24 protein-coding genes are annotated in these 23,564 nt (G+C 39.3%); 12 read left to right on the top strand and 12 right to left on the bottom strand.

Annotated features, from left to right (window positions below):
• Position 1 precedes the first annotated feature (1 nt).
• Genes EHO65_RS09665 through EHO65_RS09655 form a run of 3 tightly spaced genes read left to right on the top strand, consistent with a single transcriptional unit; the run spans position 2 to position 2,488 of the window.
• Positions 2-1,420 carry an FAD-binding oxidoreductase gene (locus EHO65_RS09665; protein ID WP_135773894.1) on the top strand — a complete coding sequence of 473 codons (1,419 nt, stop codon included), beginning with the start codon at positions 2-4 and terminating at the stop codon, positions 1,418-1,420.
• A gap of 4 nt (positions 1,421-1,424) precedes the next feature.
• Positions 1,425-1,781 carry a hypothetical protein gene (locus EHO65_RS09660; protein WP_135773893.1) on the top strand — a complete coding sequence of 119 codons (357 nt, stop codon included), beginning with the start codon at positions 1,425-1,427 and terminating at the stop codon, positions 1,779-1,781.
• Positions 1,778-2,488 carry a lysophospholipid acyltransferase family protein gene (locus EHO65_RS09655; RefSeq protein WP_135773892.1) on the top strand — a complete coding sequence of 237 codons (711 nt, stop codon included), beginning with the start codon at positions 1,778-1,780 and terminating at the stop codon, positions 2,486-2,488. The genes EHO65_RS09660 and EHO65_RS09655 overlap by 4 nt, the downstream gene beginning before the upstream one ends.
• Positions 2,489-2,504: 16 nt before the next feature.
• Here the strand turns inward: EHO65_RS09655 and EHO65_RS09650 are convergent, their stop codons facing one another.
• The 3 genes from EHO65_RS09650 to EHO65_RS09640 form a co-directional block, all read right to left on the bottom strand.
• Complete coding sequence (locus EHO65_RS09650; RefSeq protein ID WP_135773947.1) at positions 2,505-3,137, bottom strand: hypothetical protein; 633 nt, start codon at positions 3,135-3,137, stop codon at positions 2,505-2,507.
• 164 nt (positions 3,138-3,301) lie between these two features.
• The gene (locus tag EHO65_RS09645; RefSeq protein WP_135773891.1) at positions 3,302-3,919 is read right to left on the bottom strand and encodes a response regulator; all 618 of its coding nucleotides are present in this window, start codon (positions 3,917-3,919) and stop codon (positions 3,302-3,304) included.
• A 358-nt stretch (positions 3,920-4,277) separates the two neighbouring features.
• Positions 4,278-5,150 (bottom strand): alpha/beta fold hydrolase, encoded by an 873-nt coding sequence (locus EHO65_RS09640; RefSeq protein ID WP_135773890.1) that lies wholly within the window; start codon positions 5,148-5,150, stop codon positions 4,278-4,280.
• Between the two features lie 90 nt (positions 5,151-5,240).
• Here EHO65_RS09640 and EHO65_RS09635 point away from each other — a divergent pair, with 90 nt between their 5' ends.
• From EHO65_RS09635 to EHO65_RS09620, 4 genes are read left to right on the top strand one after another with little or no spacing between them, the layout of a single operon-like run.
• On the top strand, positions 5,241-7,583 hold the full coding sequence (locus EHO65_RS09635) for an ATP-binding protein (protein WP_135773889.1): 2,343 nt from the start codon (positions 5,241-5,243) through the stop codon (positions 7,581-7,583).
• 22 nt (positions 7,584-7,605) lie between these two features.
• Positions 7,606-9,117, top strand: a complete 1,512-nt coding sequence (locus EHO65_RS09630; RefSeq protein ID WP_135773888.1) for a hybrid sensor histidine kinase/response regulator — start codon at positions 7,606-7,608, stop codon at positions 9,115-9,117.
• A gap of 18 nt (positions 9,118-9,135) precedes the next feature.
• Complete coding sequence (locus EHO65_RS09625) at positions 9,136-10,125, top strand: phosphotransferase (RefSeq protein ID WP_135773887.1); 990 nt, start codon at positions 9,136-9,138, stop codon at positions 10,123-10,125.
• Between the two features lies 1 nt (position 10,126).
• Positions 10,127-10,852 carry an NTP transferase domain-containing protein gene (locus EHO65_RS09620; RefSeq protein ID WP_135773886.1) on the top strand — a complete coding sequence of 242 codons (726 nt, stop codon included), beginning with the start codon at positions 10,127-10,129 and terminating at the stop codon, positions 10,850-10,852.
• Here EHO65_RS09620 and EHO65_RS09615 read toward each other — a convergent pair.
• A complete protein-coding gene (locus EHO65_RS09615; protein WP_135773885.1) occupies positions 10,849-11,577 on the bottom strand; it encodes a YqjF family protein in 729 nt (242 codons plus the stop codon). The two genes, EHO65_RS09620 and EHO65_RS09615, sit on opposite strands and share 4 nt — an antisense overlap.
• Positions 11,578-12,225: 648 nt before the next feature.
• Here EHO65_RS09615 and EHO65_RS09610 point away from each other — a divergent pair.
• Both EHO65_RS09610 and EHO65_RS09605 read left to right on the top strand, forming a co-directional pair.
• A complete protein-coding gene (locus EHO65_RS09610) occupies positions 12,226-12,792 on the top strand; it encodes an RNA polymerase sigma factor (RefSeq protein WP_100721878.1) in 567 nt (188 codons plus the stop codon).
• 12 nt (positions 12,793-12,804) lie between these two features.
• Positions 12,805-13,383: an ATP-dependent Clp protease proteolytic subunit gene (locus EHO65_RS09605; protein ID WP_135773884.1), complete on the top strand. Its 579-nt coding sequence runs from the start codon at positions 12,805-12,807 to the stop codon at positions 13,381-13,383.
• A 12-nt stretch (positions 13,384-13,395) separates the two neighbouring features.
• Here EHO65_RS09605 and EHO65_RS09600 read toward each other — a convergent pair whose 3' ends face one another.
• The 3 genes from EHO65_RS09600 to EHO65_RS09585 form a co-directional block, all read right to left on the bottom strand.
• Positions 13,396-14,007 (bottom strand): GNAT family N-acetyltransferase, encoded by a 612-nt coding sequence (locus tag EHO65_RS09600; protein ID WP_135773883.1) that lies wholly within the window; start codon positions 14,005-14,007, stop codon positions 13,396-13,398.
• A gap of 34 nt (positions 14,008-14,041) precedes the next feature.
• Positions 14,042-14,941 (bottom strand): hypothetical protein, encoded by a 900-nt coding sequence (locus EHO65_RS09595; RefSeq protein ID WP_135773882.1) that lies wholly within the window; start codon positions 14,939-14,941, stop codon positions 14,042-14,044.
• A gap of 713 nt (positions 14,942-15,654) precedes the next feature.
• Positions 15,655-16,995 (bottom strand): glucose-6-phosphate isomerase, encoded by a 1,341-nt coding sequence (locus EHO65_RS09585; protein ID WP_135773880.1) that lies wholly within the window; start codon positions 16,993-16,995, stop codon positions 15,655-15,657.
• Positions 16,996-17,131: 136 nt separating this feature from the next.
• Here EHO65_RS09585 and galK point away from each other — a divergent pair, with 136 nt between their 5' ends.
• From galK to EHO65_RS09570, 3 genes are all read left to right on the top strand, one after another.
• On the top strand, positions 17,132-18,304 hold the full coding sequence (gene galK, locus EHO65_RS09580) for a galactokinase (protein WP_135773879.1): 1,173 nt from the start codon (positions 17,132-17,134) through the stop codon (positions 18,302-18,304).
• A 78-nt stretch (positions 18,305-18,382) separates the two neighbouring features.
• Positions 18,383-18,802: an STAS domain-containing protein gene (locus EHO65_RS09575; protein WP_086448095.1), complete on the top strand. Its 420-nt coding sequence runs from the start codon at positions 18,383-18,385 to the stop codon at positions 18,800-18,802.
• 10 nt (positions 18,803-18,812) lie between these two features.
• Complete coding sequence (locus tag EHO65_RS09570; RefSeq protein ID WP_135773878.1) at positions 18,813-19,433, top strand: uracil-DNA glycosylase family protein; 621 nt, start codon at positions 18,813-18,815, stop codon at positions 19,431-19,433.
• Here EHO65_RS09570 and EHO65_RS09565 read toward each other — a convergent pair.
• From EHO65_RS09565 to EHO65_RS09545, 5 genes are all read right to left on the bottom strand, one after another.
• Positions 19,423-20,181: a helix-turn-helix domain-containing protein gene (locus EHO65_RS09565; RefSeq protein WP_135773877.1), complete on the bottom strand. Its 759-nt coding sequence runs from the start codon at positions 20,179-20,181 to the stop codon at positions 19,423-19,425. The genes EHO65_RS09570 and EHO65_RS09565 overlap by 11 nt on opposite strands.
• Positions 20,174-20,455, bottom strand: a complete 282-nt coding sequence (locus tag EHO65_RS09560; RefSeq protein WP_135773876.1) for a helix-hairpin-helix domain-containing protein — start codon at positions 20,453-20,455, stop codon at positions 20,174-20,176. The genes EHO65_RS09565 and EHO65_RS09560 overlap by 8 nt, the downstream gene beginning before the upstream one ends.
• 74 nt (positions 20,456-20,529) lie before the next feature.
• Complete coding sequence (locus tag EHO65_RS09555) at positions 20,530-21,105, bottom strand: hemerythrin domain-containing protein (protein WP_135773875.1); 576 nt, start codon at positions 21,103-21,105, stop codon at positions 20,530-20,532.
• 143 nt (positions 21,106-21,248) lie between these two features.
• Positions 21,249-21,455, bottom strand: coding sequence for a putative signal transducing protein (locus EHO65_RS09550; RefSeq protein ID WP_279632289.1), 207 nt, complete (start codon positions 21,453-21,455; stop codon positions 21,249-21,251).
• A 13-nt stretch (positions 21,456-21,468) separates the two neighbouring features.
• Positions 21,469-23,382, bottom strand: a complete 1,914-nt coding sequence (locus tag EHO65_RS09545; protein WP_135773946.1) for a B12-binding domain-containing radical SAM protein — start codon at positions 23,380-23,382, stop codon at positions 21,469-21,471.
• Positions 23,383-23,564: the final 182 nt, after the last annotated feature.

Genomic DNA, 23,564 nt, shown 5'->3' with positions numbered 1-23,564 from the left:
TATGAGTATTAGCCAAGATAATAAAAACAAACTCAAATCCCTGTTGGGAGAAGAAAGGGTTTTTTTCAAAGATGAAACCCAAATGGATCAGGCGACATTCCTTTCTTTCGGAACAGACAGAACAAAAGTATATGTTCCGGATTACGAAATTCTAACATTCCCTAAAAATACCCAAGAAGTTTCAGAAATTGTAAAATTCGCGTTCGAGAACGATATAAAGATCGTTCCGTCCGGAGGAAGAACCGGTTACGCAGGTGGAGCAGTAGCTAAATCAGGGGAAATAGTGATCTCTCTCACAAAGATGGATCAGGTTTTGGATTTTGACCCATTTTTCGGATCCTTAACCGTACAAGCAGGAATGATCACTAAAAATCTGCACAAAGAAGCGGAAGAACGAGGTTTTTATTTCCCTGTAGATTTTGCAGCCACAGGTTCCTCTCATATAGGCGGGAACATAGCGACTAACGCAGGTGGGGTCAGAGTAGTTCACTATGGATTGATCCGCCAATGGGTTTTGGGTCTGAAAGTAGTTACAGGAACAGGAGAGATCCTGGAATTTAACGGTGAGATCCTGAAAAACAATACAGGTTATGATCTTAAACATCTATTCATAGGTTCCGAAGGGACATTGGGGATTATCACCGAATGTACTTTAAAACTAACCAAAAAGCCTGCAGACAATCGTATACTTTTCACAGCGGTTCCTGATTTCCCTTCTATATTAGAATTATTTAAAGAAACTCACAATATGTCCTTACCTATTCTGGCATTCGAGTTTCTGACCAAATATTGTTTGGACAAGGTGATGGATCACTTACATGTTCCTGATCCATTTTCGGAAGTGAGTCCGTACTATGTTTTAATGGAATTCGAGATCACTGAAGAATCCGACGATGAAAAACTATTCTCCTTTTTAGAAACCATTATGGAAAAAGGTTATGTTACAGATGGAAGTTTAGCTCAAAACTCCAGACAAGCGGAAACCTTTTGGAAGTATAGAGAAGGTATCAGCGAATCTATTTCTATAGATTACACAGTTCATAAAAACGATATATCCCTCCCTCTTCGAAATATGAATCCTTTCTTGGATGATATGCAGTCTTTACTTTCCTCTAAATATCCTGGTTTTGAGATCGCACTTTTCGGCCATATTGGTGATGGAAATCTTCACTTAAATATAGTAAAACCTAAGGATCTTTCCGATGCGGAGTTTTTCTCTCAGTGTAAAAAAGTAGATCCTTCCATGTTTGAACTATTACAAAAACATCATGGATCAATTAGTGCGGAACATGGGATTGGCCTTTTGAAAAAGGACTTTTTACATTTTTCTCGCTCTACTGCGGAGATAGAAGTAATGAGAATGATCAAGAAGGCTTTAGATCCTAAAAATCTTTTGAATCCGGGGAAAATTCTACCTTAAAGCCATGAAAAAGAAACTATCCGGTTTTTTTAGGTTTCTAACCGTAATTACCTGGATCGTATTTGCAGGTCTAAGTTATATTAAGTCGGAACCACAAGTTTGGATCCCGACTTATTTAACGGTAAGTCTCTTGTATTCGACGGAATGGTCTTCTTTCTTTCATGATCCGGGCAGAAGGATCTTAATCGCAGGTATCGGGAAATCGATCGGTATAGGGTATTTTGTTTGGGGATTCTATAATTTCCTAGACAATCCTAAGCCGGATCTTGATTCCGAAGGGTTTAAAGAAAGTGTGGGGCTTGCACTATCCTCTATCTGGCTCTTTTTATTACCTTTTTTCCAAGGAAGAAATCGATCATGAAGATCGCGGTTTCTTCCTTCATCGCCACTACAATATTAAAAATTATTTATATGACTGTTCGTTGGACTGAAATACATGTCCCGAAAAAAGCGGAAGAGTTACTTCTCCAAAGACATGGATTCCTCTTAGCACTTTGGCATAATCAAATCCCATTCGTCATTGATTTCACATATAAATTTTATGTAAAACGTTACGGTTTAGAAGTGGTCCCCATGGCTTCTCAATCCAAGGACGGAGAATTAGCCACTAGAGTAATCTCACATTTTGGCATGAAACCCAAAAGAGGTTCTAGCAAAAGAGGAGGAGCTGCTGCATTAAAGGCTTTGGTCCAAGATGCCAAAAAAGGAAGTATCAGCCTGATCACTCCTGATGGCCCCACTGGCCCAGTTTACACCCTCAAACCAGGGATCATACAATTAGCTTCCATGACCGGATTTCCGATCTTATCTTATTATGCTAAATATGATCATTATAGGATTGTACAAAGTTGGGATAGGACACCAGTCCCAAAATTATTCTCAAAAGCAGAGTTCTTTATTTCGGAACCATTTTACGTTCCAAAACTAAATGGAGAAGAAGATCTGGAAATTTGGAGAAAAAAATTCGAAACATTCATGTTAGATCAAGTGGGGATCTCCCAACAAGAGGCAGAAAATTTAAGAGAAGATATTAGATTATCGGCGGATGTAAAAAGAAAGCGCGGATAAAATTAGAAATTTATAATTAAGCCACTCTCAATCTATAAAAACTCCAGTGAACTATAAAGATCCTGGACATCAATAGATATAACGCTTTTCCGTTTTGTTTGGATTCTACTGCTGATTCAAATGCAGAGATCAATTCTCTTAAAATTTCCCTTTCTCCTAGATCAGAAATCAGTTCCAAATCGATAGAAGATAAATTTTCATCTTCAGGGAATTTGAGATCATTGGACTCTAAAAGTATTTCTAAAAGTTTTTCTGCTTCTATGAGTATAGATTCTACAGTTTTATCCGGTTCTTCCGGTCCGTTTAATAAAGAATATATTCCGTCAGACAATTCTAAGATCAAACCACCTATCGCAGAATCATCTCCGTTCTCGAATGTATGATTAACTTCGTCTAATTTTTCTCTCAACAAGGATCTTACTTGTGAAAAGGAGGTTGCAGCATATTGCATTTCTCCCTCATCCATGGATTCCTCGAAACCTTGCAGCCAATCAGGCCCAGTAGGCTCGAAGTCGTCCCAATCCGCCCATAATGACTCGCAAGCCAGAAAGACTTGGTCTGTAGTACTTCCAACATGTTTGTAAGTCGATACTACCACAGCGAGACGAGCCAGAGCTTCGGACCATTCCGTTTCTCGGATCTCCATCATGTCGTATACCATACACTAGTAACAATCCGATGAAAGCAAGTTTCCTTATTATTTTAAATTAGCTAAGTTTTTATTACGAACTCCTATAAAACTAATCTTTCCATGTCGCAAAAACTAATGCTAACTGTCACAGTAAAATTAGATACTTTGGATTAGTGAAATTTTTAGAAACGAGAATACTTGCGAACCAGATCCACCCTTGAGTTCACTTGTAATTTTTTGAAAATACTTTTGATCTGGATCCGGACAGTACCTTCTTTCGTTCCAAAGTTACGCGCTATCTCCTTAGTTCTATAACCGTTGATGATATGATTCAAAATTTCTTTTTCTCTTGGAGTTAAAGAATGTGTTTCTTTGATCAAAGGTTTTCTGAAAAAAGAAATTACTTTCGCTGCCGCGCCTGGAGAAAGTATTCCTCCTTCTTTCATCACCATCCTCGCTACTTCTTTTATATCTTTCAGATCTTTTTTGAGAACGAATCCAACCGCACCCGCCTTCATAGCCTGTAACAAAGCATCGTCCGTGTCTAACGTGGAAAGCATAATGTATTTTGGATCATTATCAAACTCTGATCTTTCTTTTATATAATCAATCCCAGATTTTCCAGGAAGAACAATGTCCATAAATACAAGATCAAATTTATCCCGGTGATTTTGTGATAGATCTTCGGTGGAAGAAAATACTTCAACCTGATCCACTTCTTCCATTACAGAGAGAGTGTTTGCACAGTTATGAGCAAACTCGAAATTGTCTTCAACTATAGCGATTTTAACTTTTTCCATTTTCTATCCGCCAACCGGCCCCTTGTATTACGGTTTTTTGATTCTAATTTCTATATTCGTTTTTCAAAAAACTCAGACGATGGGAGGAAGATTTTTTTAAATTTTATAAAATCAGGTACGGATCAAGGACAGATACGAATTTTCCGTAACAATATTATGCGAAATTTTTTCACATTTTTTAAATTTAGATGTCTGTCTTTTTTATTTAATAGATAGAATTTCAGAAGAGAAGAATAAATATTAGGTGTATTATGTTTTAATAATAAATAATTTATTTCCAAATAAAGTATTTATTCCATTAGGTTAGCCACAATCCCTCTCCCCTATTCGAGGAGCGGAACTTAACCAATATCGATCTTCAAAGCCAAGAATTGATCCTTTCTGCTACTTCTCTTGGTCTTTCCATGTGAAGAGCGTGTTTCGCGTTCGGGATCCATACCAATTTACTTTTCTTTAAATAAGAATGTAATTTTTTCACCATTGGAGGATCTGTGATCGGATCTTCTGTTCCGGAGATGATCAAGGACTTCTGCGAAACTGCAGAAAGTTTTTTGCCCAAGAAAATTTCCTTCTCTCTGTCCAGGGTATTCTCTGTTAAGAATTGGTGTGCTAAATTATTCCACTGACTGAGCAGGGCTTTTTTTGCGATACCGCCCAATTCCGGAACATTCTCCTGATATAATGCTGTGAGAAGCCTTTCTATCTCTTCCGTTTTAGAGGGAAAAAGTAACTTTCTCATTTCGTCTCTTTGTGGATGAGGAATTCCACCCGGCGCAAGTAACACAAGTCTCCGGATCCTTTTTTCTTTTTCAGAATCACGAATTGCTATCATCATTGCGATCAAAGACCCCATGGAGTGTCCGGCCAAAACCACATCGTTTAACGCGAGTTTGCGGATCGAATTGTAAAGAAGGTCTGCAAATACGTCGACTTGGTACAAATATTTCACTTTAGGAAGAGGACTTAACCCGAAACCAGGAATATCCGGAACTAAAAGATTGAAGTCATTTCGTAAAAAAGGAGCCAACCTTCTGAAACCTGTGGCAGAATCCAGAAGTCCGTGGATGAAAAAGAAAGTTTTGTCGGATCTTTGGGCAGAAGGTCTCTTTAAGAAAAAAATTTTGTGCCCACCGAGGTCAAGTTGCAGGCGCTGAAATCCCAGCTCCTTCTCCATAAATCGAATTTTTTGTCTGGTATAATTTCGAAGAAAAAGTTCGTATACAAAATCCATAGATTGGGTCAATGATTCCCTCTCTAGTCTAATCTAGCAAGGAATCCAAATCAATTTTACGATACGGAATTCCGATATTATATACAATTCATGAAGAACGGGGAATTAGTTCTACTCTTAGAAAAGGCCTTCTTTCCCGCCCAGGAAGGAATTCTAATCTTAGAGCCAGGAAGTTATAATATACTCGGCTCAAATCCTAAAGCATGTTCGATCTTAGGTTACAATTCGGAAGAACTAAAGAACCTTAGCCTCAGCAATCTACTAGCTCGCCCGGACAGCATCGGAAATTACGGAAATGGGGCAGAAGAATTAGGCATCTCTCTCCTTTGGAATTTAAGAAAGAGCAATGGGTCACTTCTACTCGCCGACTTCACGATCAACGCTTTCTCGGAAACTCCAAACTCACCTTTAATTTTTCATATCTACCAAAGATCAGAGATCAGAGAGATAGAACTCAGATTATATTATTTGCAAAGTATCTTAAGAACTCTCCGCCTTCTAAAATTGAATTTAAGATCTCTTCGCTTAAGTTCAGAGAGCACACTTTTCCAAAAGATCTGCGATACTCTAAAAGAAAATCCTCATTATAGTTTAGTCTGGGGTTTTTATAGAAGAGAAGATGGAACCGATCAGATCTTAATCCAATCGGACCTGGATTCTAAATGGAGAAAAAATTTAGAATCGGCTTGGGAAGAAAAAAAATCAAAATCTCCTTTCGAAACTCTTTTGGATGGAAAGGAACAATTTCATATTTATGAATTCGGCTCCAATGTGTATCCGGAATGGGAAGAAGCATTAGTTGCAAAAGATTTCAGAAGATCCTTAAGCCTTATCATTAAGGAAGAAGGCAAAATTATCGGTGGGATACAGATCATTTCCAGAGAGAATATGGCATTCGATTCCGGGGAGAATTATCTATATTTCGAGATAGTGGAAGATCTACTTTCCTCGCTTCAATATTTAAGGATAGAAAAACAAAGAAGAGAGACCGCAAAAATTCTACAATTCCAAGGAGCACTCTTAAATTCTTTGGAAGTTCCTCTTTTGTCCACAGATGACGAAGGGTTTATCACTTATGTGAATAATAATATCAGCGCTCTATTAGGTATTTCTAAAGAAGAGATCATTGGTGTCCAAGTAAGGGAACTCCTAAAATTAGAACCGGAAGCGATGGATATGATACTTTTAGGCTCCAGAGCGGAGACTAGGATCACGATCCGAGGCAGACATGAGGTGCCATTTTTATTAGCATCTTCTTCCCTAAAAGATGATTATGGGAATAGGATCGGGACAATTTTACTTCTTTTAGATATTTCGGAGCAAAAGAAGAATGAAGAGTTGATCCGCGCCTCCGAGATGAAACTTAGAAACCTATTCGCTTCCATGAATAATGGGATCGTAATATTGGATCCTCAGGGAAAAGTTTTAGAAGTAGCCCCTATTCTGAAATTTTACCTATTCCAATTTTTAAATGTGGATGTGGATGATGAGTTCCCTTCCCTTTTCCCGGAAGAAGCCCAAAAAGGTATTTTAGTAAAATTAGAAGAATGTATCCGCACACAAAGAGCGGCCTATTTAGATTTCTCCATGGTATTATTGGGAGAAGAGGAAAATTACTTTTCCATAAAGTTCCTTCCGCTCAAAAAATACCAAGACTTTCCCGTTGCCGCGATGTTAATATTCTCCGATGTGACCCAAACTAAGATCTTAGACAGACAATTGTATGAGACTGCAAAATTCGCATCTATCGGAGAGATCGCCGCGGGTATCGCTCACGAAGTAAACAATCCCCTTCAATCCAGTTTATTATACTTAGAAGATCTTTTAGAACATGAAGATCCGGATCCGATTGAAAGAAAAAAGGTATATAAGAGAATTGAAGGCGCCGCTTTGCGGATCAGAGATCTGATCAAAGGTCTTTTAGATTTGGGAAGAAGAGCGCCGAGAAAGAAAGAATTGGTTTCTCCATATTTTATTCTTTTAAGAGCCTGTGAACTTATCGAGGTGAGTTGTAAAAAGAATGGAATCGAATTGAAGCGGGTCACTAATCCTGAACTTCCTCAGATCCATGTTGCTTGGCAAGAAATCGAACAAGTATTGATTAACTGCCTAGTAAATGCAGTTAACGCAATTTCCGAAATGGAACATAAACCGGCAATTCCATTGATACAAGTTTCTGCGCGAAAAGAATTATATTTGAACGGAGAGATGGTGAGTTTTACCATTCAAGATAACGGTCCCGGAATGAACGCAGAAGTCGCGGAAAAGGCATTTTTACCTTTGTATACGACCAGAAGAACGAAACAGGGAACGGGACTCGGATTGACTATCTCTCAGCGTATCATCACTGATCACGGCGGGACTATTCATTTGGAATCCAATCCGGGACAAGGTACAAAGGTCACCGTCCGAGTGCCTGTAGGAAAGGTATGATGAACTTATTCTTTAAAACTATATGATAAGGGAAAAAAATCCCAATGTATTGATCATCGATGATGAAGCGGAAATCAGGACCGCCTTAGAACGTGTCATCTCTAGAGAAGGATATCACGTTTTTCTTGCAGAAGATTTTGAATCTGCAATGACGATCGTGAGAGATCATGCAGTCGATATAGTTATTTCCGATATTCTAATGGGCGGCAAAGACGGTATCGAAGTCGCTAAAGAAATTAAAAAATATAATTCTAATATTCCAGTCATACTCATCACAGGAAATCCTCAACTTCACACTGCGGAAGAAGCTCTTAGAAATAGAGTATTCGATTATATTTCGAAACCTGTAAGCAGACAAAACATCTTAGCTGCGTTGGAAAACGCCCGCAAGGAAAAAGAAGATAGAGATAGAAAATCCAAAAAGATTATAAAAGCAGTCCGTGAAAAGACTCACTTCGCGCAACAATCCAAGGACCTAAATTATCGTAATAGTTTAATTTTAGAAACTACGGGAGACTGCGTGATCACACTGGATGAGGATCTTCTTATCCGAGGTGCAAACGAAGCTACTATCCGAAATTTCGGTTACGATGAAAACGAAATTGTAGGGCAAAAGATCACACTTCTAATTTCTGATGAAAATACTGGTGCGTATATGGAAAGGATTACTCATTTGATGAGCCGAAAATCCGATCATAATATCGCCAGATTACACAACGCCGAACTGGTCAGCAGAAGTGGAGAAAAATTCAATTTTGATATTTCCGTATGTAGATATGAACTGAACGGCAAAACATATTATACTGGGATCGCAAGAGATATTACTCAAAAAAATATCATTTCTGAAAAACTGATCGATGCGGAAAGAAGAGCATTCTTAACTACGATCGCTTCCAGTATCGGTCATGAGATCAATAATGCACTCACAGCCATACAGGGCTTTATAGAAGTAGCAAGACTTCCTGATGCAGATGAGCCTATCAAAGATAAGGCAATTTCAGTCACCTGGAACCAAATAACAAAATTAAAGAACCTAACTTTCAACTTATTACAACTTGGAAAACCGGGAGATTCAGGTAGAGACAAAGAAGACTTGGATCTAAACGAAGTAGTAGAATCCGTCATAGAGGTTTTCAGAAAGACCACTCGTTTAAAATATTGTGAGATTGTATTTGAGAGAAGTCCTGATAAAACATTAGTACATTCTAACGCAGACCAGCTGAGTCTTTTATTCTCTAATATCTTTTTGAATTCTGCGGATGCTACGGATAATAAAGGAAGAATAGAGATCTCTGTTGGAGATAAAAATCATCATCCTATGGTTAAGATCAAGGATAACGGGGTCGGGATGAGCAAAGATATTTTGAATAAGATCTTCCAGCCCTACTTTACTACTAAAAAGACAGGCCAAGGTACAGGGCTCGGAATGTTCGTAGCAAAAGAGATAGCTGACGTATTTGGCATTCGAATAGAAATCGATTCCGAGCCGGAAAAAGGCACTGAATTCCGCTTGGTCTTTCCGGACAAATTGTAGAACTAGCCATACGTGGCTATGAACGAAATTTTAAGTGAGATAGATTTTCGCTTCCTTGTGATAGACGGAAAGTTTCCGGAAAAAATTGACTCACTCAATCCGGAAGCGTCTGCGCGAAGATATTATCGTGCAACATATCCTGATGGCGCCACAAAGATCCTATGTAAGGATCAAGTTTTTCAACACGATTTCCAAGAAGTAGGGCATTTTTTAGAACACCACGGATTCAGGGTTCCTAAAATATATAAGACCGATGTATTCAATAAGCTTATGCTTCTCTCGGACGAAGGAGACTCTGATCTAAGCTCCATCCAAGACGATGCGGAATATAGGACCTTCTTAGTAAAATCTTTAGAATTATTGGTCTCACTTCAAAAGACAAGGCCGGAGGCTCCGGTTTCCACTCGTGAATTCGACTATGAAAAGTTAAATTTCGAGAATAAGTTTACATTTTCTTCATATATGAAATTCTCCGAGTTGTTCAAACTGAAGACCAAACTCAGACCGGAGGTTGTTTTTTTCTTGGAAGAGTCCGCTGGTTTTTTAGCGGAATATAAGGAAAAGGTATTCTGCCATCGGGACTTTCACGCTCGAAACATCATGCTCTCTGCTTCCGGGGAACTAACATTGATCGATTTCCAAGATGCAAGAATGGGAACCCCGTTTTATGATATTTCCAGCCTATTGTATGACGCTTATAGACCGATCCCATTTGCAATGAGACAGGGACTTTTTCTATTATTCTTAAAACTAAGCGATAACAGATTTAAAAAGCCGAGAGAATGTTATTATCTGCAATGTTTGCAAAGATCCTATAAAGCGCTTGGATCTTATTTCATGCTTGTGGCAGAGAAAAAACAGGACAAGTACAGACAAAGTGTATTAAATTGTTTAGATAATCTATTAGAGATCGTACAAGTAGGACTTTTTCCGGACCAATTGTTCTTATTCTTTCATCTACTAAAAAAAGAATTATCAGACAATACTCGATTCTTGGAAAAACTCTAAAATGAAAGCATTCTTTCCATGTGCAGGTTTCGGGACCAGGATGGGGGAATGGACAAAAAATCTTCCCAAACCTATTTTAAAAATAAATAATATTCCTCTTATCTATTATTCTCTATTTCATGCTAAATCCTGGGGAATAACTGACGGTATCCTAAACCTGCATTATTTCGGAGAAAAGATACAGGAAGAGTTAAAAGGTTTTCAAGACTTTCAGTTACACTTCTCCTTGGAAACCCCTGAAATTTTAGGAACTGGCGGAGGAATTCGCACAGGGATCGAAAATTTTTGGAACAAGCGAGATAACTTCTTAGTTTTAAATCCTGATTTTATCCTTTTTCCGGAGCCAGGCTTTAATCCTTGGCCGACTGAAAAAGATAAAGAGCTATTCGATTGTATATTATACTTATCTAAAATCCCAGAAAATGCAACATACAGGAGACTCAGCCTTGAAGAGGGCCATGTCCAATTTGCACCAGGTGGGTATTTTTATCTGGGACTTTCCTGGATGAAAGCAGAATGTCTGTCCGATCTGGAGCCGAACCGCCCTTACGATTTGGCAGATACGTTCCGTAAACTTTCCGCTCAAAATCGTCTCGGCGGAAAAATTTTCCCGGGAACATTTTTGGATCTGGGAGAAAAACAGTTTTATGAGAAATACAAAGATACTGATTTTTCAGACAGACTTTCAAACGAATGGATAGAATTTAGAAATAGAATTGTTTCTTAAACCTTTTCCAAATCCCAGGTCAGTACTTCTATCTTTTTAGAAAAATGATATATTGGTTTTACATTCGGAAGTCGGATCCCTTCTAGATCAGCCATTGTATTCTGGATAATGTTTGCATCTGCTTTTTGTAAAGGCCAAGGCTCATGTAAAATCTCACATCTATAGAGAGAATTTTTATGATTAGCATACAAACAATATCTCTCGGTTAACCAATAATCCAGACTTCCCTTCTTAGCCTGAAAGACATCAGAAGTCGGTCCGTATTCCGCCTGGAAACAAAATCTACCATTAGAAGAAGTCCTTTGGGATTGATACGAAATCCTATTTTCTTTTTCAGTAACCTCGAAATCCGCCAGATAATAAGGAAGATGATAGAATGCTCTCGCGACTTTCACTGCTAACCAGCTCTCCGCATCTAAACTGAAAAAATATACTCCAGGTTTTCCATCTAAAGTAACATAAACTCTAACGTTGATCTCAGGAAAACGAGAAGCTATTGGCATTATCGGCAGACCTCTCATTCTGATCCCGCTCATATGAAATGGCACTACTCCAATCCAAGTTTGGTTTTCAAAAGTATCAATTTCCAAACGTATAGGAACGAAAAGTCGGATCATAGAAATCGGCAAAGGCCAATGAATGAATAATAGATCATGCCAGATCTGTTTCATTCTCCAGCCTACTTTAGGAATTGGCCAAGGTCTATGTTCGGAGCTGATTATCATTTCTTAATTATATTTACTCCTGATAAATTCAGCCTACTCATTACTTTCCCGCGGAGAACACCGCATGTAGGAATTCCAACATGAAATAAAGTTAACCCCCACCCCTTCGCAGCGACAATAGGAGCGAGAAGGCCACCGCATTGCGAGTCGGTGATCGATAGATCAAACGAGTGGGCCACTTTGGATACTCGCTCAAGTATGATCGAAAACATTTTTTTACAAACGGCCCCCACCCTGCATTGGGATTGGGGGGAGTGGCTTGTGGGAGAGCTCCTTCCCCATATCACAAAACCCTTCCTTCGTCAACGAAATCCTCCTTCCTAAATCCTCGTAGGAATTCCTACATTTATCCTCCGATCTCCCGACCTTACTATAGCGACAGGGATCGCAGCGGAAATCCGGCGATGCACCATTATAAGTCGGAAAGTTATAAATTAAAGAATTCGTTATGGTGCTTCGCTGATTGAAGCAAAGAGCCCGGTCCTGACAAAGTCAGGAGTCGCCCCCATTTTTACGATTGTAGGAACTCCTACATAACACTCCGAAGCAAAATCTTCTGAATTCTAGACCATGGTCAGTAGTTCCGAAAATGCAAAAATAGTTTAGTTCCGTACACCCCAAAATGGAAACTGGGACCCTCTAACAGATATGCGCGATTTTAAAGTACTAGTCACAGAAGCTTCCAAAGGAGAAGAACCGGCTTGGACGGAGTTGATGACCCGTTTCGAAAAATACGTCAGTAGTCAGGCTATCAAAAGGATCCGAGATCAATCCAAGGCAGAGGATCTAAGCCAAGAAGTATTTTTAGAAGCCTGGAAAGTTCTTCCTTCTCTTAGGCAGCCGGAAGCATTTCCATTCTTACTCAGAAGGTTGGTGCTGAAACATTCGGATCGTATCTTAAGAAAAAAAGATCTACTTGGAACCGAATTAAATCCTGAGATCACCAAGGCCGCTCCTCGTTCCGGAGACACTTGGAGAACAGAAGTTTTAGAAGCATTAGAAGAACTTCCTAATGAAGAAAAACAACTTCTGAACCTGAGATATTTCGGCGAGATGAGCTACGAAGAGATCACTGAAAAAACAGGGATCCCAATCGGTAATCTTAAAAACCGTTTAAGAAGAAGTAGAGAATTATTACGCAGACAACTTTTGAATAAATCGGACAGAAAAGATTGGTTGGAAGTCCTACATGGACCTATGGCGATCGCTTCCTGATTGGAGAATAGAATGACTGATACTTTAGTAGAACCAATCCAATTTCCAGGACTCCGTATGGAGGACAACCAACTCAAAGAAAGAAAAATTTTTCTTTGGGGGCAGGTAGATGATTCTTCCGCAAAGTATGTCGTAGAACGTTTATTATACCTTTCTAATCAAGATCCGGAAAAGGACATCACTCTTGTGATCAATAGTCCAGGAGGCGCAAACACTTCAGGTATGTCTATTTTGGATACTATGGATCTGATCCCGAATGATGTGAGCACAGTTTGTATGGGACTCGCTGCAAGTTTCGGTGCTCTACTTCTTCTTTCGGGAACAAAAGGTAAAAGATTCGCATTTCCTCACAGTAGGATCATGTTACATCAACCTCATGTTCCAGGAACTTACCAGGCAAAGGCAACCGATATCGGGATTTTTGCTTCTATGATCGAAAGGGATAAGAAGGAGATCAATCGTATCGTTTCCGAAAGAACCGGCCAACCATTAGAAGTTGTGGAAAGGGATACGGATAGGGATCTTTGGCTTACTCCTTCGGAAGCACAAATTTATGGTGTGATCGACGGAGTTTTGGAAAACTGGAAATAATATTAAATTTATTTAAACCTGAGGTTTCCCCAGTTTGAACAAAAGATTTCCTCTGACTGTAGGCCATTCTTCTTTCGTAATGCTATAAACGACGGTATCTCTTAGAGTGCCGTTTTTACTGATTCGATGATTTCTAAGTATTCCATCCAGCTTTGCCCCTAACCTTTCAATCGCTTTTCTGGATGATAGATTCATAATATGGGTCCTGAATTCCACTGCAATACAACCCAATGTATCAAATGCATGTTCCAACAGTAAAAGTTTACATTCCGTATTCACGAAAGTTTTTTGGACTGATTTAGGATACCATGTTGCTCCGATTTCCAATCTACGAGCGTCCTTTTCTATATTCAAATATCTTGTCGTTCCTAAAAGTTTAGAATCTTCCTTTCTGATCACTGCAAATGGAAGAGAAAGTCCTGCTTCTTGTTCTTCGAGTGCTTTTTGGATCCAGGCCTTCATCCCTTCCGGTTCCGGGATATTTGTGTACCATAGTTTCCAGAGTTCTCCATCCTGAAGAGCTTCCGTCAGCGCATCTGCATGTTCTAAACCAAGAGGTACAAGTTCCACACGATCTCCTGAGAGACGTATAGGTTTAGGTGGATAATAGGTGGACTGTATCATAATTATATAATGTAAATGGAACTGTCTAACAGATCTATAATTTCAAATAGCCGGACAAACACCAAGCACATACTTCTTCCGTAAATGGAAGATCTTTTGCTTTTGCCGAAACGTCCGGAGGAACAGTATGAAAGAAGATCCGATCATCCACGGTTCTTCCGCAGATCTTACAGACTGAAATTTTCCAAGGGGAAATTGTTTCTCCTTCTTTCTCTGCTTGAGAATGGAAGCGGAAAGGTCGAACATCCTCGTCATTTTCCAGTTTGGTACGAAGAGAAAGTATTTCCCCATCAAAACCGATCTCTAATCGGAAAACATGTTCTCCTTCCATTGTATCGAATCTAAGAAGATTCGGGTCCAATCCTATTTCTTTAAATTGCAATATAGCTAATGCTATTCCGATCTCTCTTCCTTCTTCATCGAAAGGATAATCTTCATAGTATTCCGAAAGATCTTGGTAGGACTTTGCTCTAGAAAGATATTCAGTTAAAGCTTCCTCTGCTTCTGAGGTAATAGGAGCTAAATTTGCGATCTCTAAGGAAACTCCTGAACCGGAGTGGTGGATGGTTGTTCTAAGTACGGAACCTTCTTCTTTTAATCTGTTCTTTAATTTTAATGGATCCGAGAAGTCCCAATTAGTTTCGAATTCGGCTTCTCTTTCGGTGAATGATTCCGAACTGAGAGGATCCCAGCCCTTCTCCATATAGTAGGAATTCCTACAATTCTCTTTGAATGCCATTTCGAGTAGGGAATATATGAGAGAAAGAGAAGGAGGAAGAATATCAGTCTTTTGGTAATATTCCAAACAGAACCGGAGATAATTCTCCACATTGGATTTATAATATTGTGAAAGAACCACTCCATGAAGAACGATCTTCTTTCCAAGTTCCATTCCTCGGATCAAACGTTCCTTTTTGGCTAATTCTATTTCCATCCGCTTACAGAGTTATGGCTCCCCGCAAAAGTATCGGGAGATTAGGGTCTCTGTCTGCCTTTTTTTATAGATCTGAGATTGAAAAAGAAACCGGTCCCCGGAGAAGGGCCTAAGCCCAAAACCTGGGACCGGCTAAATTGGTGCTATATTGGATGGGAAAATATTACGATGTGATCTCCGAGAATTCCATTTTGAGCGCGAAACTAGGCAACGCTTGGCTGAAAGCAGAGCACGGCTAGAGCCATCCTTGGCTTTCGAACCTTAGATTAGGAGATGGATGGTGGAGGAATATTCAGCAGATGCTGAGATAATAATTTATTGTGTTGGAATTGAAACCTATCCTGGCGGGAAGGGTTTGAGTTAGAGAGACCGGGAGTGTTTATCTCAGAAGTTAAAAAATCTCCCCAAACCGTTTCCGAAGGATCGGAGGTTTCGGCGAGATCGCTTAATTCTTCTATATCGGTCTCTTGTCCGATGATTGTTTGTGATTGGTCGGACTTCTTCCCGGGATAAGGGCTGTTGGATGGTCCGGAATGGAGAAAGAATAGTAGAGTAAATAGGGCTAAGGAAGCCGAAACGAACCTTAGTTTTTTTCCTCTTAGGACCATGTTGAATCTAATCCGAAACCTGAACGAATCTCTGTCAAGCTTTTAGAAAAATCTTTCCGAAATGATAAGCCAAAAACCGATCCATCCAAAAAGAATTCTTTTTGCTTAGACTCCTTTTTGACGAAGCGATTCTCTTAAATTTTCAAAACCTGGTTTTCCCAGTAATGCGAACATATTTTTCTTATAAGCCTCTACCCCAGGCTGATCGAATGGGTTTACACCCAATACATTCCCCGAAACTCCGCAGGCTAATTCAAAAAAATACATCATTTGGCCTAGACTTTTAGGTCCTGTGTCCGGAAACAGAATCTCCAAACATGGTATTCTGCCTTCCGAATGTGCTACTAAAGTGCCAAGAAATGCCTGTAAGTTTACTTCTTCCAAGTTTTTAGAAGCTAAAAAGTTCAGACCATCCAAATCTTCTGAATCCTTAGGAACCAATACATTTGCTCCCGTATTTTTGGAATAAAGAACGGTCTCGAAAATATTACGTTCCCCTTCCTGCAAATATTGCCCAAGAGAATGTAGATCGGTAGTCAGTTCCACAGAAGCAGGAAAAATTCCCTTACCTTGTTTGCCTTCACTTTCTCCGAATAACTGTTTCCACCATTCGGTTAAAGTTCGGATAGAAGGATTATAATTTGCGATCACTTCTATCTTCTTTCCGGATCTATAAAATAGATTTCTATAAGCGGAATAAATACATGCCGGATTTTTATGAGGAGAAGTTTCCGAGATCAAAAAGTCTGCGGCTTCGGAGAACCCTTCCCAAAAAGAAAATATATCCACTCCTGCAGCGGCTATCGGGAACAGCCCAACCGGAGTTAAAACCGAATATCTCCCACCCACGTTATCCGGAATAGAGAAGGTTGTAAATCCTAACTCTTCCGACATTTTGCGCAAAGCACCTTTAGAACTATCTGTTGTAGCAACTATTCTATCTTTTGCTTTAACCCCGTATTTTTTTTTGGCAAGATCCCAAAGTAAACGAAATGCCAAAGCAGGCTCGGTTGTAGTTCCCGACTTAGAAACCACATTGATCGAAAATTCTTTGTTCTCTAAATATTCTAAAAGTTCCGAATGATAACGTGCATCTAAATGATGTCCCGCATAAACGATCTCAGGCGATCCTAAACTTGGAGTTTTAAAATATGGTTTAGAAGCTTCAATGACAGCCTTGGCTCCTAAATAAGAACCTCCGATCCCTATCACAACTATCGTCTCGGATTGTTTTCTGAGTCTTTGTGCCTCGGAATGAATTTTTTCTAATTCTACTCTTTGGATCTCTTTAGGAAGTCGGACCCATCCCAAAAATTCGGAGCCTGGGGATTTTCCAGAGAGAAGATTTTGTAAAGCCTGGCCTGACTCTTTTAATAAGAGCTCATAGTTTTTGGGGTCGGCAAACTCCGAGGCAAATCTATCGTTTATTTCTACAGAAAAAGCCATCGGTATTCCTCAAAATCGAACATCCGAGACAAATTACTTATGTTAATTGGAATAGCAAGGAAAAACGAAATAATTCAATGTTCTAATTTTCCAAAATCCCTTGTAAGTATGAACGTCTTAGATTTTATTTTCCAGAATGACTCTTTCTATCCGAGAGAATCTTTCCACTTCTCTTTCGCATATTTTTCCGGATGCTCCGGGCCTAGGTCCAATTCGTTTTTTCTCCGCGCCAGGCAGGGTGAATATCATAGGTGAACATGTAGATTACGCAGGCGGTTTGGTATTTCCGGCTGCAATCGATTTCAGAACACATTTTGCGATTCGGACAAACGGGCTCGGTCTTATCAGATTGTATTCCTTGGATTTCCAATCCGAATTTGTAACAAAGGATCCCATCTATTCCGTAGAAAAACCTTGGGCAAATTATATCTTGGGAGTTGTTTCAGAAGCTCATAAATTAGGATTAAAGGTAGAAGGTTTCGATCTTGTCTTTACGGGAAATATTCCCCAAGGAGCAGGGCTTTCTTCTTCTGCGGCTGTAGAAGTTGGAACAACATTTGCTCTTTCTAAAATTTTCTCTTGGGATATTACAAAGGAGAAGATCGCATTACTCGCTCAAGCAGCGGAAAATCATTTTGTTGGTGTGAACTGCGGGATCATGGACCAGTTCGTGATCGCAGTGGCAAAACCTTCTTCTTGTATTTCTTTAAATACGGAAAGTTTGGAGTATTCATATCATGATTTGGATCTTCCAGGTTATGAATTCTATCTGATCGATTCTAATGTAAAACACAGTCTGAAAGAGAGCGAGTACAACGACAGAAGAAAAGAAGTAGAATCCGCGACTTCAAAATGTAATAAACTTTCTCCAGAAGTGCAGACCTTAAGCCAAGCAAATTTCCCTTTGATCGAAAAAGCAGGGTTAACTCCTTCTGAATTTAAAAGAGCCACTCATATTTTGGGAGAAAGATCCAGAGCCCAAAACGTTATCCGCTCCTTAAAGGATAAAAATGCGGAAATGGTAGGGAAAGAATTATTCTCCTGTCATGAATCACTTTCCAAAAACTTCCAAGTCTCCTGTGAAGAAACGGATTTTATAGTAGAATGGTTCCGTTCTGAAAATGTATTAGGAGCCAGAATGATCGGAGGAGGATTCGGAGGTTGTGTCTTAGTGTTAGACAAAGATGGCAGATCTTCTTCCTTATTCTCCAAATTCGAAAAGGAATATTTCCAAAAATTCGGACTAAATGCAAAGATCTATAGATTCTCTATCTCTGAAGGAGTAAGAGAAGACAGTTCGGATCGTTGAAAAACGGGATAAAATCCTTGCAGAAACGGCTAGTAATTTGATAGTTTTCGCATTCGGTAAAAATAAGCGACCAACATTATGGCAGATACTCCTTGGAACCTGGACAGTAAAGATTTTGATCATGACGCACCCGAGCTAGGCGTATTTCTAGATCAGGATAATATCCCGGAAGGTCTTCCAAAGGAAGCAGTGGTTGTAAAAATTTCTGGAGAGATTAATTTATACTCAGCCCAGATCATGAAAGAAAGATTCTTTCATCTACTTGATCGAGGATTTATTTATCTTCTAGTGAATATGGAAAATGTGAAGTACATAGATTCTTCCGGACTGGGAGTTTTTATGGCGACACATTCCAGACTAGTAAAGAGCGGCAAGGGTGGAATCGCAGTCTTCTCACCTTCTTCCCAAGTGAATAAAATTTTAGAACTTACTAAATTAAAAAGTCTGATCCGAGTAGGAAGTACTTCCAAAGAAGCTTGGAAACTTTTAGCGCCTTGATCCGTTGCGGATGAACGATTCCCAAAAATTCAAAAAACATATAGAAACATTACTTCATTGCAGACTTTGTCCGGACATGGTAGGCAATCCTGTACAAGGTGGAATTCCTGGCGCAAAAATTATGAGCATAGGCCAAGCTCCCGGCATCCACGAAGAAAAATTCGGAAGACCATTCGCATACACTGCAGGTAAAACTTTATTCAAATGGTTTTTATCCATAGGGATAGAAGAAGAGATCTATAGATCCAAAGTGAATATGGCCGCAGTATGCAGATGTTTTCCTGGCAAAGCAAAAAGTGGAGATAGAAAACCAAATCCTTCCGAAGTACAAAATTGTTCCAGATACATTCGTTTCGAAGTTGAATTCAATCAACCTGAGCTCATCATTCCGATTGGTAAATTGGCAATCGATCAATTGGTGGAGAATCAAAAATACAAACTAGATGATGTCATCGGTAAAAAGTTTAAGAAAAACTTTTACGGAGTGGAGCTAGATTGGATCCCTTTACCGCATCCATCCGGACTGAATGTTTGGAATCATTCTCCGGAAGCTAAGATCTTGATCGCAAAATCCTTGGATCTGATCCGAAAACATCCAGCAGTCAAAAGAGAATTCTTTTCTAAAAATTAAGATCTAATTCTGCGATTGTATTCTGGCGAAACCATTGTTTTGGGCTAACTCCCGTCTTCTTCTTAAATTCACGGATAAAATGAGCCTGGTCATAATAGCCTGCCTCTAAAGCCAATTCGGTTAGGCTCGAAGAAGAATTATAAAATCTGAATATATTTCTGAATCGAATAAGTCCGGCATATTCCTTCGGACTTAAACCTATTCTGGATTTAAAACCTCTTTCTAAACTGCTTTGACTCACACCCAAATCTTCGGCTAAACCTTTGATCCCGATCTCCCCGAATGAGGATTTAATCTTTAGAACCGCTTCCGGTAAAAATTTTTCCTTTTCTTCTTTTAAAGTAAATAGGTTCCGAAATTTTTCCAAAGTCTGAGAAGCTTCCAGACCTTTTGAATCTGCTTCTTCACAGTCTGCTACCAACCCAGAGATCATCTCTCTCGAAAATAGATCTTCTAAAGATAAACTGGAATCGCTGATCTGGTCCATTGGCACAGAGATCATTCTAGAAAGTAACAAAGGGGAAATATAAACCAAAAGTGATTTTGTATTTTTTTCAGAAAAGAATGTTCTGGGACCTCTTAAGATCCCTGTGATCCCCGCTTTGGCTAGGGCCTTTGGCTGTTCACCTGAACCTAAAGAAATTTTTCCCTTAGTCTGAATACCAATTACACATTCTTCTCCCGGTAGAACTGTATAAGTTTCGGGAGATTCTTTATGGTTCCAGGAAATTCGGATCAAATCAGACAAGCTGTTTGTCCTTCCAGAACCACCATTTCATTTTTTCCGGTTCAGGATCGGGAGTTGCAGAAACATATACTGCGCACCGAAATACATACAACATACAAGGATCAACTCGAGTGCCTTGGTATTCGCAAATCTCTTCGTATAATTTTTCAGGATCTAATTTTGCGAGCTCCGCCTTACTGCGAACTCCTAGATTCCAAAGATCTTCTGCAATTACTTTGCCAACCCCTGGAAGAGTGCGAAATTCTTTTAATACCCCGGATTTATCCGACTTCATAGAGAAGGATCTTACAGGACGTCCGCCCAAAAATCAAGTGAGTTACTTGGTTTATAACAAACCAATACCGTAGTTCAAGAATACGTTTTTAATATTTCTTCGAATCTATTTTTGATCGGGGTTGGAACATTTGGGATCAAATATTTGGCCCAAATTTTGAATTCATCTCGTCCCAAAGAACCCATGATCTCTTTCTGGTGATCGTCCAATTCAGGATCGGAAAAGTATAAATGTAATCTAATCTGAGTTTCCTCTTCTTCCCTGGTCATATGAGAGAAATAATCTGTTTGGAAACGAATTAGTTTTGTATAAAATTCTTCGGAGAGAGTCTGTGCTTGCCCTACTTCTTCTTTAATCCTATCTAAAAGAGATTCCAAATCTTTTATTTTTTCTTCCAGGTATTTATGTTCTTCTTTGTCTTTGAGAGAAGCTTGCGGATCTTTTTCTTCTAAATGTTTAAGGCTCACTCCTTCTTCATCTCTTGCGTGAATTTTTAACATTAGAAAGATCTCTTTTCCCGATTCGAGAAGTTCGAGTACGTCTTTTGGATCTGAGTAATCAGTCCTTCCCGCCTCCTGCACTAATTTTGAGATCCCATAACGGATTGCCTTATGAGGGAAATCATATACTTTTTTACGGTTGTTTAACATTTCATTCTCCTATAATAGAGAAATCGTAACCGTAAACTTGGGAGAAAAATTGTATAAAATCGTCAGAATAGGATTTTTATAAAAAAGATCAGTCTTTGGAGTATAAAATAGAAGTAGAAAAAATTCTTCGAAATATATTAAGATTAATCTTCTTCTATTTCTTCCGAAAGAAGCTCATATGCTCTTTCAAAATCCTCATCGTCCACAAATATCGAAATCAGAGTATCGTTCATAGGAAGAATGCCTCTTAAAGGATTTAGCTCGTCCCCTTCTTTTACATAAGGAATTCCTAATGCAGAAAGCCTGGATTCGAAAAGTACAGCTTCCATATAATCGTTTGTTTGGAATATTTTTTTCAGAAGATCATTTCTCCGAATAACCCAGAACTTCCCAACACCAGCGTTTTTCCAGAACTCTGTCCGCGAATGTTACGGATTCAGGATCTGCATTTTCCTTTAGGACTTTCCATGCAGAGGTATTCTCATTTTTAGAAATGATCCTTGCTCCCGGAAATTCTCCCCCAAGTTCTACTGATTTTTGTACTGCTTCTTCCCATTCCATTTCTTGGAAAACAGGAATATACTCTCTGATCTCGGAAACCCATTCTAATGGAAAAGAAATTCCATGAGGAAGAACAAGAACGATCCTATGAAGCATATTTTCTCCACGATGAGCAAGTGTGCGAGAAAGATAAGATGCAGGAACCTTGGAGAATTCTTCCATAATCTCTGTGATCAATTCAGGATCAAAAGAAGTTTTAGGATATAAGATCAGGTCGGTGACTGCAAAAGGATCTTTGGTGAACCTATAATTCAATCTATCAAAGAATTCTTTTTTAGATTTTTCTAAATTATTACCTCTCCACCAAATAGAGACATGTCTTGCTCCTGAAATTGAAAAATCTTCTAACCCAAACTTTTCGGTCAGTCCAGGAGAAAAGGAGAATATATCCGCAACCGAAGGATCAGGATCGGATAATAAACTTCTAGGAGTCTCATCCAACCTTCTGTCTAGTCTATCTTCCGACCGAAATAAAGTAGAGCTAAGTGCTTCCGGGCTAAAATTAGGAGTTCGGATCACTCTATAAGGAGGTTTAGGAAGATATACTAAACCTTCCGACTCTGCATCCTTTCTCATTGCAGTTCCAGGCAGAATGGATAATGGAAATACTTGGACCCATTCTCCCAGTCCATGTCCGTAAAAGAATTCGATTCCCTCCATCACATCGTCCGGAGTATCTCCTGGAAGTCCGATGATCAGATCTAATAAGAGTTCAATTCCTCTATCAGCCAACATTCTCGCGGCCTCGGCGACCTTCTCCGGGCTTCCAAAACGTTTTACACGTTTTAAGGTTTCCTTATTGATGGATTGCATTCCAAGTTCTATTCGATTAAAACCGGCTAATGCAAGTTTGTCTGCGATTTTCTCGGTAATTCCTTCGGATCTCAATTCTCCGAACATAGTCATGGCTCTGTCAGAGTTCACATCTATAATTGCATCTAAAAATTCCTCGAAGCCAGGTCTATGATTGAATGTAGGATCTAAGAATACTAATTCTTTAGCTCCCTTATCTCTCAAACTGGAAAGAAGTCTGATCGTCTCAGGTATATCTAAAGTTCTTAATACATTACTGCTCTTTGGATAAAAACAATAAGTGCATTGGGATCTACATCCTCTTACGGTTTCCAGATATGTAGATCTTGCAGGATCAACCGGCACAAATCCTTGCAGATATGGAGAAGGATAACTTGTAAGTGGAAAGGAAGCATTCTCTTCTTTAGAAAACATTCCCATCTTTCCATCTAACTCTCTGACTGCGATGTTTGGTAATTTTCTAGGATCTTCTTTTTTGAGAAGAGTGTCCATAAGGGCAAAAAATGTATGCTCCGCTTCTCCGGATACTGCGATATCATAACCTGTTTCGGAGAGAACAAACGGATTGTCGGGATTTACTTCAGGTCCACCGATCAGTATTTTAGTGGATGGAGATCTACGTTTTACTTCTTTTGCAAGATGAAGGCTTCTTTCCGTATTCCAAAGATAAAGTGAGAAGCCCAAAAACTCAGGCTCGTCCTTTGCGATCCTATCAGCAAGTTGGCTATCCCCTTCTTTGTCAGTGATATCAGGATCGAGAACTTCGAGTTCCAGGCCTTTTTTTTCGAGGCCATTCTCCCGAGCAGAAACAGCCAAACAACCTGCAGCCAAGGGAACATTCCCAGTAGCAGCAAAGGCCGTAGGAGGAGGAACAGGCAATTGAACAAGTTTTAACTTTGCCATAAGAAGTCTTACGTACAAAACTTTAGACTTCTCCCGTTTATTCAATCCGGAAAAATGAATAAAACTACTCATTCGAGCGATATACAAAGTTTCTAATCTATGATTATATGTGTTCCCTATTTGTCATTTTGAAGAATTAATAATTTATTTCCTCAAGATTTATCAGAACCGCTTTAATTAAA

It is taken from the genome of Leptospira andrefontaineae, from assembly GCF_004770105.1.
Lineage (GTDB): Bacteria > Spirochaetota > Leptospiria > Leptospirales > Leptospiraceae > Leptospira_B > Leptospira_B andrefontaineae.
This window is presented reverse-complemented; position numbering and strand designations above follow the sequence as displayed.

What these genes read in the sequence shown, in the direction of transcription:
- EHO65_RS09665 (WP_135773894.1), top strand. Translation starts at nt 2, where the DNA reads ATGAGTATTAGCCAAGATAATAAAAACAAACTCAAATCCCTGTTGGGA.
- EHO65_RS09660 (WP_135773893.1), top strand. Translation starts at nt 1,425, where the DNA reads ATGAAAAAGAAACTATCCGGTTTTTTTAGGTTTCTAACCGTAATTACC.
- EHO65_RS09655 (WP_135773892.1), top strand. Translation starts at nt 1,778, where the DNA reads ATGAAGATCGCGGTTTCTTCCTTCATCGCCACTACAATATTAAAAATT.
- EHO65_RS09650 (WP_135773947.1), bottom strand. Translation starts at nt 3,137, where the DNA reads ATGATGGAGATCCGAGAAACGGAATGGTCCGAAGCTCTGGCTCGTCTC.
- EHO65_RS09645 (WP_135773891.1), bottom strand. Translation starts at nt 3,919, where the DNA reads ATGGAAAAAGTTAAAATCGCTATAGTTGAAGACAATTTCGAGTTTGCT.
- EHO65_RS09640 (WP_135773890.1), bottom strand. Translation starts at nt 5,150, where the DNA reads ATGGATTTTGTATACGAACTTTTTCTTCGAAATTATACCAGACAAAAA.
- EHO65_RS09635 (WP_135773889.1), top strand. Translation starts at nt 5,241, where the DNA reads ATGAAGAACGGGGAATTAGTTCTACTCTTAGAAAAGGCCTTCTTTCCC.
- EHO65_RS09630 (WP_135773888.1), top strand. Translation starts at nt 7,606, where the DNA reads ATGATAAGGGAAAAAAATCCCAATGTATTGATCATCGATGATGAAGCG.
- EHO65_RS09625 (WP_135773887.1), top strand. Translation starts at nt 9,136, where the DNA reads ATGAACGAAATTTTAAGTGAGATAGATTTTCGCTTCCTTGTGATAGAC.
- EHO65_RS09620 (WP_135773886.1), top strand. Translation starts at nt 10,127, where the DNA reads ATGAAAGCATTCTTTCCATGTGCAGGTTTCGGGACCAGGATGGGGGAA.
- EHO65_RS09615 (WP_135773885.1), bottom strand. Translation starts at nt 11,577, where the DNA reads ATGATAATCAGCTCCGAACATAGACCTTGGCCAATTCCTAAAGTAGGC.
- EHO65_RS09610 (WP_100721878.1), top strand. Translation starts at nt 12,226, where the DNA reads ATGCGCGATTTTAAAGTACTAGTCACAGAAGCTTCCAAAGGAGAAGAA.
- EHO65_RS09605 (WP_135773884.1), top strand. Translation starts at nt 12,805, where the DNA reads ATGACTGATACTTTAGTAGAACCAATCCAATTTCCAGGACTCCGTATG.
- EHO65_RS09600 (WP_135773883.1), bottom strand. Translation starts at nt 14,007, where the DNA reads ATGATACAGTCCACCTATTATCCACCTAAACCTATACGTCTCTCAGGA.
- EHO65_RS09595 (WP_135773882.1), bottom strand. Translation starts at nt 14,941, where the DNA reads ATGGAAATAGAATTAGCCAAAAAGGAACGTTTGATCCGAGGAATGGAA.
- EHO65_RS09585 (WP_135773880.1), bottom strand. Translation starts at nt 16,995, where the DNA reads ATGGCTTTTTCTGTAGAAATAAACGATAGATTTGCCTCGGAGTTTGCC.
- galK (WP_135773879.1), top strand. Translation starts at nt 17,132, where the DNA reads ATGACTCTTTCTATCCGAGAGAATCTTTCCACTTCTCTTTCGCATATT.
- EHO65_RS09575 (WP_086448095.1), top strand. Translation starts at nt 18,383, where the DNA reads ATGGCAGATACTCCTTGGAACCTGGACAGTAAAGATTTTGATCATGAC.
- EHO65_RS09570 (WP_135773878.1), top strand. Translation starts at nt 18,813, where the DNA reads ATGAACGATTCCCAAAAATTCAAAAAACATATAGAAACATTACTTCAT.
- EHO65_RS09560 (WP_135773876.1), bottom strand. Translation starts at nt 20,455, where the DNA reads ATGAAGTCGGATAAATCCGGGGTATTAAAAGAATTTCGCACTCTTCCA.
- EHO65_RS09555 (WP_135773875.1), bottom strand. Translation starts at nt 21,105, where the DNA reads ATGTTAAACAACCGTAAAAAAGTATATGATTTCCCTCATAAGGCAATC.
- EHO65_RS09545 (WP_135773946.1), bottom strand. Translation starts at nt 23,382, where the DNA reads ATGGCAAAGTTAAAACTTGTTCAATTGCCTGTTCCTCCTCCTACGGCC.